The organism is Natrononativus amylolyticus (assembly GCF_024362525.1).
Lineage (GTDB): Archaea > Halobacteriota > Halobacteria > Halobacteriales > Natrialbaceae > Natrononativus > Natrononativus amylolyticus.
Window position 1 is genome coordinate 2133433 of sequence record NZ_CP101458.1, and the last position, 14165, is coordinate 2147597.

Consider the following 14165-nt stretch of genomic DNA (forward strand, 5'->3'; position numbering starts at 1 on the left):
CCCATCAGTCATGAGAGCGGGTAGACGAGCGACCGATAAAAACCCCCGTGTTTGTGCGTCGATCGTCGCCCCTCGGAACATATGTATACACGAACGTGCATCAGTCTCGAGCGGGGCGGCCGTCGTCCGTCGGAACCGGTCGCTGTTCGGAGAGGAGTGATGGAGGAGTCCCCGTCGAACGGGGTGGGTAGACCGGAAGCTACCGCTGGCCGACGAGAATGGTGTGCGAAAACGGCCGACAGACGTCAGAGAGAGGGCGAAGTCAGTTGTCGCCGGTTTTCCCCTGCCAGGCGTACTCGCGGCGTTTGGCGGACTTGCCGAAACCGCAGGACGCACACTTCCCCTTCTTTACGTGGTAGGACTTCTCGCCGCAGCGTCGGCACTTCACGTGGGTCGTCTTGTTCTTCTTTCCTTGGCTCGGGGTTCCTGCACCAGTCATGGAGTGATCGAAACGACGTTATCGCCGCGTATAATGGTTGTGTCTTCGATCGGCGGCTCCTCCTCGGGTCCGCTGTCGGCGGGAATGGTGACGTCGTCCAGCACGAGGTTCATGTGCTGATCGTACCCCGACAGGTCGCCGACGTACTCCTCGCCGCTTTTGAGCCGCACCGTGACGCGTTCGTCGAGCGACGCCTCGAGGACGTCCAGCGGTCGTCCACTCATACGAAAGAGGGCATGAGATGAGCACTTAATCGTACCGGTCGACGGACCGTCCGAATCGAACGCCGGGGCCAGCGGCCCAACCCAGCGTCCCGCGGTGTCGAACTCAGACGTCGACGGCGAACGAGTCGTACTCGTGGAGCCGACCGGCGAGCGCAGCCAGGAGGTCGGCGGTTCGCTCGAGGTCGTCGACGTCGATCAGCTCCACGGGAGTGTGCATGTACCGGTTCGGGACGCTGACGACCTGCGAGGGGACGGCGCCGGCGGCGGTGAAGAAGGCGTCCGCGTCGGTTCCAGTCCCCACGCCCAGCGCCTCGAGCTGGATCTCGATGTCGGCGTCGGCCGCGGCCCGGCGAACGGCCTGACAGAGCACCGGGTGGTTCGTACTCCCTCGAGCCACCGCGGGGCCGCCGCCGAGTTCGACGTCGCTGCCCTTCTCGGCCGGCGCGGAGGGGTAGTCCAGCGCGTGGCCGACGTCGACGGCGACGACGGCGTCGGGTTCGAGGTCGAAGCCGACCATTCTGGCGCCGTTCGCGCCGAGTTCCTCCTGGACCGTGCTCACCGCGTAGACGGTCGCGTCGGCCCCGCGCTCGACCGCCCGGCGCAGTCCTTCGGCGGCCGCCCAGGTGCCGACGCGGTTGTCAAGCCCGCGCCCCGCGAGGCGGCCCTCGGTGAGCCAGGAGAGACTCGAGGAGACGGTGATCGGATCGCCGACGTCGACGCGCCCGCGGGCCTCCTCGCCGTCGGTCGCGCCGATGTCGATCCAGAGGTCGGAGACGTCGGGGTCGTCCGCCCCCTCCTCGCGCAGGTGGATCGCCGTCTGACCGATCACGCCGTCGACCGCTCCCGCGGCGGCGTGGATCGTGACGTGTTGGCCCCGCGAGACCGAGAGGTCGACGCTGCCGATCCGGCCGGGACGGACGAAGCCGTCGTCGTCGATCGACCGGACGATGAAGCCGATCTCGTCGGCGTGACCCGCGAACGCGAGTTCGGGCGTCTCCGCCTCGGTCGCCCCGTCGTACACCGCGACGGCGTTCCCGTAGTCGTCGGTCCAGACGTCGTCGGCGAACTCCGCGACGTAGTCGAGCCAGACGCGCTGGCCGCGAGTCTCGTAGCCGGCGGGCGACGGCGTCTCGAGGAGGTCCGTGAGAAACGCTCGTGGCTGTAAATCCATGCTCGATCATTCGAGACGCGGGGTTTGAAGCTACTGACTCCGGCCTCGAACTCGGGGAGGTGACCGGACCGAGCCGTGAGTTCGTCGACACCGAGACAGTTGCCGAGACCCAACCAAACGGCTAAGTGCGCGGTCGTGGACCGTTGGCGTATGGGTTCAAAGAAGTTCACGTTCATCGAGTTGCATCTCGACGGCGACACGCAGATCGGCCCGAAATCGATCGACGACGCGCTGCCGGCCGGGACGAAAGTCGACGTCGAGGCGGAGGAGGAAACCGAGAGCGAGGCCGAGGAGTCCGGCGGGAAGGGGGCGATCGGCGCCGTCGTCGGGCTCGTGTTGCTCGTCGCCGTCGCCGTCGCCGTCCAGAAGTTCCGCGGCGAGGACGACGAGCCGGAACTCGACGTTCACGAGGAGCCGGACGTCGTCGTCAACTGAAACTATCGGACAGAACTATTCGACGATCGGTCGCTCGAGTGTGGCTGTCCCTGGCGGTGACAGCCACTAATTCGCGACCGACTTCTCACTGACTCCTGTCCGACAGTATGACCGCACGTACCGCGTTCGACCGGCCGTCGGGCGGTATCCGCGAGCCGAACGCTTTTGCGTCCCCTTCTCGTACGACTGGTCGTGAATCTCTATCGTAGCGTCCGGACCGTCGCCGGCGCTTCCGGTGAGAACGCCATCGACTGGCGCGCGGCCGCCGACGCCGCGAAAGCCGCGACCGAACCCGGCTCGCTCGAGCTCGAGCCCGGCGAGGCCGAGGCGTTCGCCCGCGACGTCCGCGAGGCGCGCGACGGCGTCCGCGCGGTCGCCGACGTCCACTTCGACGTCCCGGACACCGTCGAGATCCAGAACCGACACCACTGGATCGACGCCAACGTCGAGACGTTCGAGCGCGTGATGGCCCCCGTCGAGGCCCACACCGGGGCGTTCCCCGGCGTCGCCCGCACGATCAACACCGGAACGATGACCGTCCTCCTCGCCTTCCTCGGACGCAACGTCCTCGGCCAGTACGACCCGCTGCTTCTCGCCGACAGACCCGACGATCAGCACGCGCTGTACTTCGTCCGGCCGAACATCCTGAAGGCGGCGGAGGCCCTCGAGGTCGACGCAGACCGGTTCCGCCGCTGGATCGCCTTCCACGAGGTGACCCACGCCGCAGAGTTCGGCGCCGCGCCGTGGCTCTCGGATCACCTCGAGGCCCGCATGGAGTCGGGGATCGACGCCCTCGCGGAGGGGAGTTTCGACCGCGAGGCGTTTCGCGACCTCGACGCGGCGATGACCGTCGTCGAGGGGTACGCCGAACTCCTGATGGATCACGCCTTCGACGACGAGTACGAGGACCTCCGGCGCAAGCTCGACGCCCGCCGGCAGGGCCGCGGGCCGCTCCAGCAACTGTTCCGCCGGCTGCTCGGGCTGGGGCTCAAACAGCGCCAGTACGAGCGCGGAAAGAACTTCTTCGAGCACGTCGTCGCCGTCAGCGACCTCGAGACGGCGAGTCTCGTCTGGGAGCGCCCGGAGAACCTGCCGACCCACGACGAACTCGACGCCCCCGGCCGCTGGCTCCAGCGGATCGAACGCTGAGAAAAAGGAGTCGCGCCCGGCTCGGTCAGCGCGACCGGTACGTGGAGAAGTTTTCGTCACCGCACGTTACACACCGCCGCGGCGGCGTCACCGACGACGTGGCCATGACGGCTCCGCAGTGTCGACACACGTGTAGCTGGTTTCTGTCGCCCATCGTGATCCCCAGTGTGAACTATGCTAGCACGGAATATAGCGTATCCCTCGTGAGGACTGACAGGAGTCAAGCGATCACGTCGATACCCACAGCAGGTACCACAGCAGCGCGGCGCCGGTGACGAGACCGCTGAGTATCGAAACGGCGACGATCAACGGCGAGGCGTCCGCCTGGAGCGCGATCATCCCTCCCGACAGCCCGACCAGTACGACGAATCCGATCTTGAGTCGTCTGGCGCCTGCGAGCTGTGCCGCCGTCGACTCGGGTCTCACGGGACCGCCTCGGCCGTACTGACGTGCATGGAGGCGAACGCCCACTCCGGATCCGACCCTCGCTCGCGGCGCTCGAGCGCGCCGCTCCAGCGGGTGTCGAAGCGGTTTCGTTCGCCGCTCTCGCGGTCGGTCCACGCGAGGGCGACCTCGTCGGCGAACCAGGCGTACCCCTCGCGCTCGCCCACGGTGAGCCGACGGCTCTCGACCGACCAGCCGTCGGTCGTCTCGGTCTGTTCGCGCAGGCCGTCGGCGACCGCCTCGCCGCCGAACAGCGATTCGCCGATTCCGAACTTGACCGTCGTCTCAGCCTCGAGGAAGTACGGCGCCAGCGGATCGCCGCGACGGAGGCTCTCGTAGTAGTCGCGGATGAAGTCCTCGGGGTGCATGGGCCAGCCTCGGGGCGGCGCGGGTAAAGGCTCACCGGAGTCGAGCGCGCGCCCGGAGGACCCGCTCGTGGGACTCACATGAAGCCGCGGTCGACCTCGTCGGTCTCGATGAGGTCGTCGAGTTCGGCGCTGAGCAGCTCGTCGGCCTCCTCGAACCGGTCGGAGAGGTCGTCGAGTTCGTCGGGCCGGTCGTACTGGTCGTACTCCATGGGGCCGAACGCGGGGCTCTCGAGGGCGTCCATCACGTCGTCGAAGAAGTCCTGCGGGGTGGTCGGCGCGTCCGCGTGGGCCTTGACGACCTCCTCGAGGTGCGTCGCCTGTGACTCCGCGTGGTCCTCGTCTTCGGGCGGGGATCGAACCGCGAACCGACCGCCGGCGTCGCGCTCCGGGAGGAACGAGCCGATCTCATCGTCGAGTTTGCGGGCGACCTGCGCGCCGACGCCGCGAACCTGGAAAGGGTTCTTCGCGTACGTCTTGAGGAAGAAGACGCCGGCGCGGGGGTGTGCGAGGTACATGTCTTCGCCGACCCCGCCGGCGCGGTCGCCGGCGACCGCTCGCCAGTCGTCCGGGTCGGCGGACCGGCTCTCGTCGGTGACCTCCGCCAGCACGTCCTGCCACTCGCGAATCCGCATAGGTGGTGGTTACGAGTCGGAGCGAAAGAACGTATCGGTCGGGAGAGCCCGGCGCGGGCGGCCGACGAACCGAAAGGGCTACGAGAGCCCCCTCGAGAGCGCGAGTAACGCTCCGTTACCATGACCTCGAGACGCTCCCGCTCGTCGCGTTCGGATCGGTGTCAGTCGACTCTCGAGCCGTTCGCCGCCGCGCCGGCGAAGAGCCTGCTGCTCTCGGTCGGACCGGTCGCACTCGCCGCCGGACAGCTGCTCAACGGCTACGTGAACGGGCTCTCACCCGGAATAACGGTTCCGTTCGCGATCGTTCTGATCTGGTTCGCCGTGGTCGCGACCCGCCACCACGCCGCCGAACACCGGCTGCGACGGCTCGAGTCGGACCCCGCCTGACTACCGCGGCGCCGACTCGTCGGCCGTCGCGATCGTTCGCGCCTCCCGCGCCTCGTAGGCGTTGATCCCCGAGAGCCCGGTAACGAGGATTCCGGAGGCGAGCGTGCTCCAGAAGATGCCGCCGGCCATCTCGAGCAGCGGTCCGACGACGACGAGCCAGATCCCGAGCAACGCCACGAGCGCGGCGACGCCGACGCTGAGCGGGACGTCGCTCGAGAGCCGGTAGTAGTTGTACGTCGCGGCGAGGAAGATCGCGGCGCCGACGAGCACGTTGTTCCAGAACACGGCCGCGCTCGCGTCGTAGAGGAACACCGAGAGGCCGACCCAGGCGCCGATCGCGGCGACGATCCCGCTGAACAGCGGCGCCCGCCGCCGCCGCTCCTCGTTCGCGATCTGGGTCGACTCGTCGCGCGGGTCCCGGTCGGGGTCGTGTCGCGGCCCCTGCTCGTCGCGGCGCTGGTTCGTTTCGCTCATGGCCGGCCCTACCACGGGTGGGTCGAAAAAGACCCACGCGGCAGATACAGGGGTTCTGTCGGTCTCGAGTGGTGTACTGCGGTTTGCAGCGGTCGGCCCGCCGGGTGCCGGCGACGGACGGGACCGATAGCGTTTTTCTGTTGCCGTCCGATCACCGGAACCGTGAACGTACGCGGGACCGTCGCGGGAGAAGTCGACGTGCGGACGGTGACGACGAGCTACGGCGAGAGCGAACTCGCCGAGGTGCCGCTCAGGGTCGGTCCAGAGGGACCGGCCGGCGAGTCGGGCGACGGAGGCGACACGGGCGGCGACGAGGTCGAGCCGACGACGGTCACCCTCTGGGGCAAGTGGACCGAGACGGCGGCGGTGCTCGAGTCCGGCATGGAACTGGTCGTCACGGACGCCGAGGAGCGGGAGTTCCGCGGCGAACGGCAGTTCTCGACCACCGGCGACTCCTACGTGATCGTCGAGCCCGGGTTCCTCGTGAACGTGACCGACGTCCGCAACTGGGTGGAGTGTCCGCGGCTGTACTACCTGAACAAGCTCTCGGGCGTGCCGCTGAACTATCCGGTCACGAAGGGGACGCTGGTCCACGAGGTGTTCGGCGACCTGCTCCGCGGTCGGGACCTCGAGGCGTCCATCGACGCCCGGATCGACGAGCGCGGCCTCGAACTCGGCCTCCTCGGGGAGTCCCCCGAGAGCGTCGCCGAGGACGTCCGGAAGAACGCCGCGGCTATCGAAGGCTGGCTCGAGCAGGGTCGGCTCACCGAGGAGGACAGCTGGCGCTCCGAGCAGCTGCTCATCAGCGAGACGTTCGGCATCCGCGGGCGGGCCGACGCCATCCGCCGGGGCGCACCGGTCGAACTCAAGACGGGAAAGAACCTCCGGAAGGAGCCCCGGTTCAAGGACAAGGTGCAGGCGGCCTGCTACGCCCTGTTGCTCGAGGAACACGGCGAGTCGGTCGACACCGGCACCCTGCTGTACACCAAAAACTCCGCGCTGGACCGCAACGAGGAGACCGGCGACCTCACCCCCGCGAAGGACTTCTCGATGGGCGACGGGCTGCTGAAGTACGTCCTCCGGCTGCGAAACGAGATCGCCGCGATGGAAGTCGCGGGCGACGTGCCGACCGGTTACGAGGGGAACGCGAAGTGCGAGTACTGCTTCGAGCGCGACACCTGCATGGTCGTCTCCGGTCGCCTCGACCAGGAGTCGAAGGCCGGCAAGATCGGCGACCCTCTTCCCGCCGAGGAGCGCGAGTACTTCGAGCGCTTCTACCGGGCTATCGAGGAGGAGCGCCGCGAGGTTCACCGCGAGTACGCCAAGCTCTGGGAGCAAGGCGCGGAGGAACGGGCCGACGACGACCGGGCGATCATCGACCTCGAGTTCCTCGAGAAACGGGAGCTCGAGGCCGGGCGCTGGGAGCTGCGAGCCCGCCAGCGCGAGCCCCAGACGTCGAAGATCCGCGAGGGCGACCTGGTGCTCGCGAGCGACGGCCATCCGATCCGCGGCGACGCCGAACTCGCGCGGATCGAGCGGTTAGAGAGCGCGGAGCGTAGCTCCACGGATAGTTCGAGCGGCCGAGAGCCACGGGGAGGAGAGATCGTGCTCACCGCCGCCGAACCGGTCGACGTCACTCGCCTCGACATCTACCCCTCCGAGTTGACGACGAGCCGACTGTTCACCGCCCTCCACGACGCGATTCTCACGGGGAGTGGCCGGCGCAAGGACGTCCTGTTCGGCCGCGCAGACCCCGAGTTCGAGGAGATCCGGGAGGTGTTCATCGACAACAACGCGGCCCAGAACGAGGCCGTCACGAAGGCGGTCGGCGCCGAAGACTGCGCGCTGATCCACGGCCCGCCTGGCACCGGAAAGACGTACACCATCGCCCGCGCCATCCGCGCGATGGTCGAACGCGGCGAGCGCGTGCTGCTCTCGGCCTTCACGAACCGCGCGGTCGACAACGCCCTCGAGGCGCTGCTCGAGCAACTCGAGGACGTGGTCGATCACGAGCGGATCGTCCGCGTCGGCTCCGAGAGCGGGGTTCGGGAGGACATGCAGGGGTACCGCCTCGAGCGCTCGGGCGACCCCGAAACCCGGCTCGCGGAGCTCCAGAACGCGCAGGTGGTCGCCGCGACGACGGCCTCCTGTGGCTCGCGGACGATGAAAGAGCAGTCGTTCGACGTCGCGCTGGTCGACGAGGCCGCTCAGCTCACCGAACCCGGCACCCACGCGGCGATCACCCTCGCCGACCGGTTCGTCCTCGTCGGCGACCACGAGCAGCTTCCGCCAGTAGTGAGAGCGGAAAACGACCTCTCCGAATCGCTGTTCGAGCGCCTCGTCGACCTTCACCCGGAAGCCGGCGTGATGCTCGACCGCCAGTACCGGATGAACCAGCGAATCCAGGCCTTCGCCTCGCGGGAGTTCTACGACGGCGAGTTGCGCCCCGCGACGCCCGAGGTCGCCGGCCGAACCCTCGACGACCTCGAGGGCGTCTCCCGCGAGGCGCTCCCGCCGGAACTCCGCGATCCGGTCTCGTTCGTCGCCGTGGAGGGCGACGGCGAGCGCTACACCGACAGCGAGGAGGCCGCCCGGATCGCCGAGCTGGTCGAAACGTACGAGGCCGCCGGGCTCTCGCGCTCGCAGATCGGCGTCATCGCTCCCTTCCGGGCGCAGGTCGCCGAGATATCGAACCACGTCGAGGGCGTCGCCGTCGACACCGTCGACCGCTTCCAGGGCTCGAGCCAGGAGGTGATCGTCGTCTCCTTCACCGCGACGGGCGAACTCGAGGGGCCAATCTTCGAGGACTACCGCAGGATCAACGTCGCGCTCACCCGCCCGAAGCGGGCGCTGGTGTTGGTGGGCGATCCGGCGGCGCTCGAGAGCGATCCGGTGTACCGCCGGATGCTCGAGTGGGCGCGGCGGTGATCGGCTCCAGGACGATTCTGTAGCGTTATGTACGCCCGACTGCAAGACCGAGTATGGACGAGGATCTCCCGGTCGAACCCGTCGACGTCCTGATCCTGGTCGTCGTGTCGGTCGTCGGCGGGGTCGGCCTCGCCTCGCTGACCCTCGCGCCGGCGCCGACGCCCAACTTCGCCGTCGCCGTCCTCTCGGGGACCGTGCTGCTGGCGTTCTTCCTGTTCATCCCCGTGATGGGCGTCCGGCTGTTGCTCGAGGAACGAAAGGAAACGGACCAGAACGCCTGAGACGGGCTGCCGTAACGATTTATGGGGCCGGACGAGCCGACACGCGACCGGTTCGCAACCGTCGCCGTTTTTGCGGGCCCACCCCGAACGGAGCGTGTGAAGCTCCCGCTGAGTACCGGAACGATCGACGTGCGACTGCCCGACTGCGAGGTGTGCGTCGCGGCGCCGCCGGGCGGCGAACCGGTCGACGTCCGCGCGGCCGCCGAGGCCGCCCTCGAGTCGCCGCACGGACCGCCGCTCGAGTCCCGCGTCGACGCCGGCGACGCGGTCGCCGTCGTCGTCACCGACCTCACGCGGGCGGTGCCCGACGACGTGTTGCTCGACGTTCTCCTCGAGCGCCTCGGGGCGATCGGCGTCCCTCGCGAGGACGTAACCGTGGTGATCGGGCTGGGGCTCCACAGGCCGATGACCGACGCCGAGATCGAGTCGATGCTCGGTCCTCACGCCGACCTGGCGATCAACCACGATCCGGCACCCGAGGCCGTAATCGAGGTGGGAACCGTCGGCGAGGCGGGCGGGGACTGTCCGGTCGAGATCGGCCGGCCCGTCGCCGACGCGGACGTCGTACTCTCGACGGGCGTCGTCGAACCCCACCAGTACGCGGGCTTTTCCGGCGGGGCGAAGACGGTCGTCGTCGGCGCCGGCAGCGAGTCACTCATCCGCTACACCCACGGCCCCGAGATGCTCTCCCGTGAGGGGGTGCGCCTGGGGCGGATCGACGACAACCCGTTCCGCGAGACGCTCGATCGCGCCGGCGACCTCGCGGGCGTCGACTTCTGTCTCAACCTGACCCACGGCCCGCAGGGAGTCCTCGGCGTCGCGGCGGGCGACCACCGCGCGGTGGTGGCCGATCTGGCGGCGGTGGCTCGAGACGCCCTCGCCGTCCCCCTCGATCCGGATCGGGAGTTCGACGCCGCGGTCTGTGGCGTCGGCGCCCCCAAGGACGCGAACCTCTATCAGGCGACGCGGGCCGCGACGTACGTCGCCCTCGGCGATCGGAACCCGCTTCGGCCGGGCGGACGGCTGGTGATCCCCGCGCTCCTGCCGGAGGGCGCCGGGGAGGGAACCGGCGAGCGGCGGTTCTACGACCGCCTCCGCGGAGCGGCCGACGCCGACGACCTCTACGAGGAGCTGCGCGCGGGGTACGAACCCGGCGCCCAGCGGGCGTTCGTCGTCGCTCGCGTCCTCCGCGACCACGACGTCTACGTCACCAACAGCCGCGCGGCGGCGGTCGTCGAGGAGTGCCTGATGAGCGCGACCGATGCGGTCGGTGACGCCGTCGCGCCCGGAAGCGACGTGCTCGTCGTTCCCGACGCGCTGAACACGCTGCTCGTCGAGCGCTGATGGCGCCTTCGGCGGCCGATTCTCGCCGCGTGAGTCGCCGTCTCAGGTTTATCGCCATTGAAGTGGTTAGAACGGTATGCTCGAACGCGTCGAGAGTCACCGGTTCGGCGCCGGACTCGCGGTCTGGCTCGTCGTCGCCGTCGCGCTGACGTCGATCGCGACCGGCGTCGTCGCCATCGTCACTGAACCGGCACTGAACGGCGTCGGCATCGTCGGCGACCTCCAGGCGGCCGCGGAGTTCAGCGGAACCGTCGTCGGCTTCACGCTGCTCGTTACCGCGTGGTGGATGCGACGGGGGTACCGCCTCGCGTACCTCGTCGCCGCCGTGCTGGTCTTTCTCTCGGCGGCCCACGGCGTCGCCCAGTTTCGGCCGCTCTCGATCCCGCTCGTCGTGCTCTCTCTCGGCGGGTTCGTCGTCCTCGTGCTCACGAGCCGTCGGTTCACCCGATCGGCCTCGCTCAGCGCCACGCAGCTGGGCTCGCTGATGGCGATCGTCGGCGTCCTCTGTTACGGCACCGCCGGCGCCTACGCGCTTCGCGAGGGGTTCTCCGGCCTCGAGACCCTTGTCGACGCGCTGTACTTCACGCTCGTCACCGCGAGCACCGTCGGCTACGGCGACGTCCACGCGACCACGGAGGAAGCCCGGCTGTTCGCCATCTCGCTGGTCGTCCTCGGGCCGGCGACCATCGCGGTCACGGTCGGCTCGCTGTTCACGCCGCTCCTCCAGGCGCACCTGTCGAAGACCGGTAACCGCGTCGCTCCGGGCCAGCGCTCGAGTCGATCGGAACACGTGGTCGTTCTCGGCGGAAGCGACCTCGTGGAACCGGTCGTCGAGGGTCTCGAGGAACGCACCTCGTTCGTGGTCGTCACCGACGACGAGACGACGGCAGAGCGCCTCGACGACCGCGGTGCGGACGTGTTCGTCGGCGACCCGACCGACGACGAGACCCTCCGATCGGTCGGCCTCGAGGACGCCGCGGCGGTCGTGATCGCGGCCGACGGGGCGGTGACGCCGTACGCGACGCTCGCCGTTCGCGACGTCGCCCCCTCGACTCACCTGGTCGCCATCGCCGCGGACGGGGCGGGCGACCACCTCGAGCGCCTCGGCGTCGACGTCGCCATCGATCCGCAGTCGCTACTGGGGACCGCGGCGGTCGACGCGGCGCTCGGCGGGACAGAAAACGAACGCTAATCCTCGGCGTCCACCGCCGCCCACAGCGGATAGAGGTCGTCCTCGATCGGGCCGGTGACCGTCTCGCCGTCGAGTTCGAGCCCCGGCTCACCCTCGCGGACCGTTCCGATCTCGGCCGCCTCGAGTCCCGCGTCGGCGAGCGCCTCGAGGCAGTCCTCGACCGCGGCGGTCGGCACCGTCGCCAGCAGCGCCCCCGAGCCGAAGATCCGGAGCGGGTCGACCCCGGCCGCCGCACACAGCTGCCGCGTCTCGGGCCTGATCGGTATCGCCTCGCGATCGACCGCGAGGCGGACGCCGGAGGCGCGAGCGAGTTCGAGCAACCCCACCGTGACGCCGCCCTCGGTGGGATCGTGCATCGCCGTCGCGTACTCCCGGACGATCCTGGCGTCGGGGACGACGCTGATCTCCGCGAGGAATCCCGACGCGGCCGCGACGGTTTCGTCGTCGACCTCGAGTCCGTCGCCGAAATCGGCCGCGAGGATCGCCGTCCCCTCGAGCCCGGCGGCTTTCGTGAGGAGAACGCTGTCGCCGGGACGAGCGCCGCCGGTCGGCAGGAACGCCTCGGTGGCGCCCATCGCGGTCAGCGAGATCAGCGGGCGCTCGAGGGCGTCGACGTACTCGGAGTGACCGCCGACGATGGTCGCGCCGACCTCGCGGGCGGTGGCGTCGAGGTCGGCGGTGATCGCCTCGAGCGTGCTGTCGTCCCCGGCGCTCGTCGGAAGCATGATGACGGTCGTGAGCCACCGCGGGTCGGCTCCGGAGGCAGCGACGTCGTTGCACGCGATGTGGACGCCGAGGGTGCCCACCTGGGAGGCGGCCAGCGAGATCGGGTCGGAGCTCACGACGAGCGTGCCGCCGGGCCAGTCGATCGCGGCGGCGTCCTCGCCGTCGGCCGGTCCCTGGATCACCGTCTCGTCGTCGGTACCGGTGCGGCCGAAGACGACCTCGAGCAGTTCGTCCGGCCCTACCTTTCCGGGCATGTGACGAACTGGGTGGGTTCGCGGCTTGTGACTGTCGAAGGCGGCGCGAAGCCGCCCGAATCGCGCGCCGTCATTCCGTCCGGTCGGCGATCCCGTCGAGGGCGGGCGTGATGGCGGCGGCGAGCTCCTCGAAGCGCTCCATCGAGAGCGGGTCCGTCGTCACCCAGACGCCGTGGCTGTCGGCGACGACGCGAGTCAGGTAGCCGTGTTCGAACATCCGAATCGTCGCAAGGTACGACCCCAGCTGTGAGTTCCGGTAGGCCTCCTGGGCGCCGAACCCCGACCGCTCCTGCGCCGCGAACCCGACGAGGTCGGCCGTCTGGTCGAGGTCGGATCGAAGGTACAGCTGTTCGACGGCCTCGTCGGTGAAGTACGTCACGCTCCGAAGCTCGTCGCCGACGGTCGTTCGACACGCGCTCACCAGTTCGTCGGCGGCAGTCGGTTCGAGGGCGGATTCCGTCATGGCACCCTGTAGCACATACTGGCCTAATACCGTACCGGTATCCGATGACTCGAGCCGAGCGGCCTACCGCTCCTCGAGCAGCGAATCGACCAGCCGCTCGAAGCGGTCGACCAGCCGCGTGCCGGGATCGGCAGAAACGGCCTCGAGCAGCGCCGCCGTCTCCGCGGGGCGACACAGCGAGAGCACCACCCGGTTACCCCGCTCGCGGCGGCGCTCGACGACGCCGCACGCGAGCAGGTTCGAGAGGTGGTACTCGAGGGTGCTCCGCGGCAGGTCGAGGTCGGCGGCCAGCGCTCCCGGTCTCGTCTCGCCGCGGGAGTAGAGCGCGGTCACGATCGCGCCCGTGGTCTCCCGGCGCACCATGGCGAGGGCGTCGCGCTCCCACTCGTCGTACGTCGGCGGGTAGTAGTGCGTGCGGCCGAAGCGCTCGTGGCGAACGACGTCGCCGGCGTCGATCAGCCGCCGAACGTGGTACTGGACCTGTCCGGGTGCGAGCGAGAGGTCGCGAACGAGGGCGTTGAAGTGAACGCCGGGATCGCTCGCGATGGCCGCTCGGATCCGGCCGCGGGTCTCGCTCATCGGGACTCCTCCGTCTCCTCGACGCCGCGGGACCCGCGCTCGAGCGAGCCGACCGACACGACGGCCGCGATCAGCAGGCCGGCGATGACGACGTCCAGCAGGTGTTCGACTGTGTGATGGAGGTCCATCGGAACGTAGCCGAGAACGGTTCCGGTCCCGACGATCGGCCGGAGCACCAGTGCGCCCAGCGCGGCGGTGATCAACAGGTACGGAAGCGACCGGCGGCGACGAAACGCCGACAGCGCCAGCGCGAACACGACGAGCGAGCCGACGCCCGAGAGCGCCAGCAACAACGCGAGGTGCCAGTCGACGGCACCCGAACCGACGGTGCTCTCGAGAACGCGGGGTTCGAAACCGTCGAACTCGGGGCCGCCCGTTGCGACAGGCGCCGGGGCGAAGTGCATACACGCCGTTGCGGCTCGCCCCTCTTTTCCTCCCCGGTTTTTCGGTGAATGTACCAGAATCCGAATCACGTCCCGAACCGAACGGGCCGGCGATAGATCGACGGACGACCCTGCTCGCGGTCGCGTTCTCGGGTGCGCGCTGGTTTCGGCGGCGACTCACGACGTGTTCGTCGACCACCTCCGCGGGGACGTCGCCCTCGTGACCGAGGTCGCGGAAACCGTCTCGTCTCTCGCCCTGCGGGATGCCTTCTGCAGTCACGGTCTGACCGAT

18 protein-coding genes are annotated in these 14165 nt (G+C 69.2%); 7 read left to right on the forward strand and 11 right to left on the reverse strand.

Annotated features, from left to right (window positions below; genetic code table 11):
* Window positions 1–262 precede the first annotated feature (262 nt).
* The 3 genes from NMQ11_RS11295 to NMQ11_RS11305 form a co-directional block, all read right to left on the reverse strand.
* Complete coding sequence (locus tag NMQ11_RS11295; RefSeq protein WP_255168167.1) at window positions 263–439, reverse strand: 50S ribosomal protein L37e; 177 nt, start codon at window positions 437–439, stop codon at window positions 263–265.
* Window positions 436–663 (reverse strand): LSM domain-containing protein, encoded by a 228-nt coding sequence (locus NMQ11_RS11300; protein WP_255168170.1) that lies wholly within the window; start codon window positions 661–663, stop codon window positions 436–438. Before NMQ11_RS11300 ends, NMQ11_RS11295 begins: the two co-directional genes overlap by 4 nt.
* 103 nt (window positions 664–766) lie before the next feature.
* On the reverse strand, window positions 767–1834 hold the full coding sequence (locus NMQ11_RS11305) for a M20/M25/M40 family metallo-hydrolase (protein ID WP_255168172.1): 1068 nt from the start codon (window positions 1832–1834) through the stop codon (window positions 767–769).
* A gap of 150 nt (window positions 1835–1984) precedes the next feature.
* Between NMQ11_RS11305 and NMQ11_RS11310 the strand changes: the two genes are divergently transcribed.
* Entirely contained in the window at window positions 1985–2269 is a 285-nt protein-coding gene (locus tag NMQ11_RS11310) for a hypothetical protein (RefSeq protein ID WP_255168174.1), read from the forward strand.
* A 192-nt stretch (window positions 2270–2461) separates the two neighbouring features.
* Window positions 2462–3418, forward strand: a complete 957-nt coding sequence (locus NMQ11_RS11315) for a zinc-dependent metalloprotease (protein ID WP_255168175.1) — start codon at window positions 2462–2464, stop codon at window positions 3416–3418.
* 228 nt (window positions 3419–3646) lie between these two features.
* On the opposite strand, the gene NMQ11_RS11320 is transcribed toward NMQ11_RS11315, so the two are convergent.
* The 3 genes from NMQ11_RS11320 to NMQ11_RS11330 all read right to left on the reverse strand — a co-directional run bounded on the left by NMQ11_RS11320 (window position 3647) and on the right by NMQ11_RS11330 (window position 4862).
* Window positions 3647–3844: a hypothetical protein gene (locus NMQ11_RS11320; protein ID WP_255168182.1), complete on the reverse strand. Its 198-nt coding sequence runs from the start codon at window positions 3842–3844 to the stop codon at window positions 3647–3649.
* Window positions 3841–4230: a nuclear transport factor 2 family protein gene (locus tag NMQ11_RS11325; RefSeq protein WP_255168183.1), complete on the reverse strand. Its 390-nt coding sequence runs from the start codon at window positions 4228–4230 to the stop codon at window positions 3841–3843. Before NMQ11_RS11325 ends, NMQ11_RS11320 begins: the two co-directional genes overlap by 4 nt.
* Window positions 4231–4304: 74 nt before the next feature.
* Window positions 4305–4862 carry a hypothetical protein gene (locus tag NMQ11_RS11330; RefSeq protein ID WP_255168184.1) on the reverse strand — a complete coding sequence of 186 codons (558 nt, stop codon included), beginning with the start codon at window positions 4860–4862 and terminating at the stop codon, window positions 4305–4307.
* A 120-nt stretch (window positions 4863–4982) separates the two neighbouring features.
* On the opposite strand from NMQ11_RS11330, the gene NMQ11_RS11335 reads away from it, so the two are divergent.
* Window positions 4983–5249, forward strand: a complete 267-nt coding sequence (locus tag NMQ11_RS11335; RefSeq protein WP_255168186.1) for a hypothetical protein — start codon at window positions 4983–4985, stop codon at window positions 5247–5249.
* Here the strand turns inward: NMQ11_RS11335 and NMQ11_RS11340 are convergent, their stop codons facing one another.
* A complete protein-coding gene (locus NMQ11_RS11340) occupies window positions 5250–5723 on the reverse strand; it encodes an SPW repeat domain-containing protein (RefSeq protein WP_255168188.1) in 474 nt (157 codons plus the stop codon).
* A gap of 162 nt (window positions 5724–5885) precedes the next feature.
* Here NMQ11_RS11340 and NMQ11_RS11345 point away from each other — a divergent pair, with 162 nt between their 5' ends.
* From NMQ11_RS11345 to NMQ11_RS11360, 4 genes are all read left to right on the forward strand, one after another.
* On the forward strand, window positions 5886–8651 hold the full coding sequence (locus tag NMQ11_RS11345; protein ID WP_255168190.1) for an AAA domain-containing protein: 2766 nt from the start codon (window positions 5886–5888) through the stop codon (window positions 8649–8651).
* A gap of 53 nt (window positions 8652–8704) precedes the next feature.
* Window positions 8705–8932 carry a hypothetical protein gene (locus NMQ11_RS11350; protein ID WP_255168192.1) on the forward strand — a complete coding sequence of 76 codons (228 nt, stop codon included), beginning with the start codon at window positions 8705–8707 and terminating at the stop codon, window positions 8930–8932.
* 96 nt (window positions 8933–9028) lie between these two features.
* Entirely contained in the window at window positions 9029–10276 is a 1248-nt protein-coding gene (locus NMQ11_RS11355) for a lactate racemase domain-containing protein (protein WP_255168198.1), read from the forward strand.
* 76 nt (window positions 10277–10352) lie between these two features.
* Entirely contained in the window at window positions 10353–11468 is a 1116-nt protein-coding gene (locus NMQ11_RS11360) for an NAD-binding protein (protein WP_255168204.1), read from the forward strand.
* On the opposite strand, the gene NMQ11_RS11365 is transcribed toward NMQ11_RS11360, so the two are convergent.
* The 4 genes from NMQ11_RS11365 to NMQ11_RS11380 all read right to left on the reverse strand — a co-directional run bounded on the left by NMQ11_RS11365 (window position 11465) and on the right by NMQ11_RS11380 (window position 13894).
* Window positions 11465–12448, reverse strand: coding sequence for an AIR synthase family protein (locus NMQ11_RS11365; protein ID WP_255168205.1), 984 nt, complete (start codon window positions 12446–12448; stop codon window positions 11465–11467). The two genes, NMQ11_RS11360 and NMQ11_RS11365, sit on opposite strands and share 4 nt — an antisense overlap.
* A 70-nt stretch (window positions 12449–12518) precedes the next feature.
* Window positions 12519–12911, reverse strand: coding sequence for a DUF7522 family protein (locus NMQ11_RS11370; RefSeq protein WP_255168206.1), 393 nt, complete (start codon window positions 12909–12911; stop codon window positions 12519–12521).
* A gap of 63 nt (window positions 12912–12974) precedes the next feature.
* Window positions 12975–13490, reverse strand: coding sequence for a winged helix-turn-helix transcriptional regulator (locus NMQ11_RS11375; protein ID WP_255168208.1), 516 nt, complete (start codon window positions 13488–13490; stop codon window positions 12975–12977).
* The gene (locus NMQ11_RS11380) at window positions 13487–13894 is read right to left on the reverse strand and encodes a DUF7471 family protein (protein ID WP_255168210.1); all 408 of its coding nucleotides are present in this window, start codon (window positions 13892–13894) and stop codon (window positions 13487–13489) included. The genes NMQ11_RS11375 and NMQ11_RS11380 overlap by 4 nt, the downstream gene beginning before the upstream one ends.
* Window positions 13895–14165: the final 271 nt, after the last annotated feature.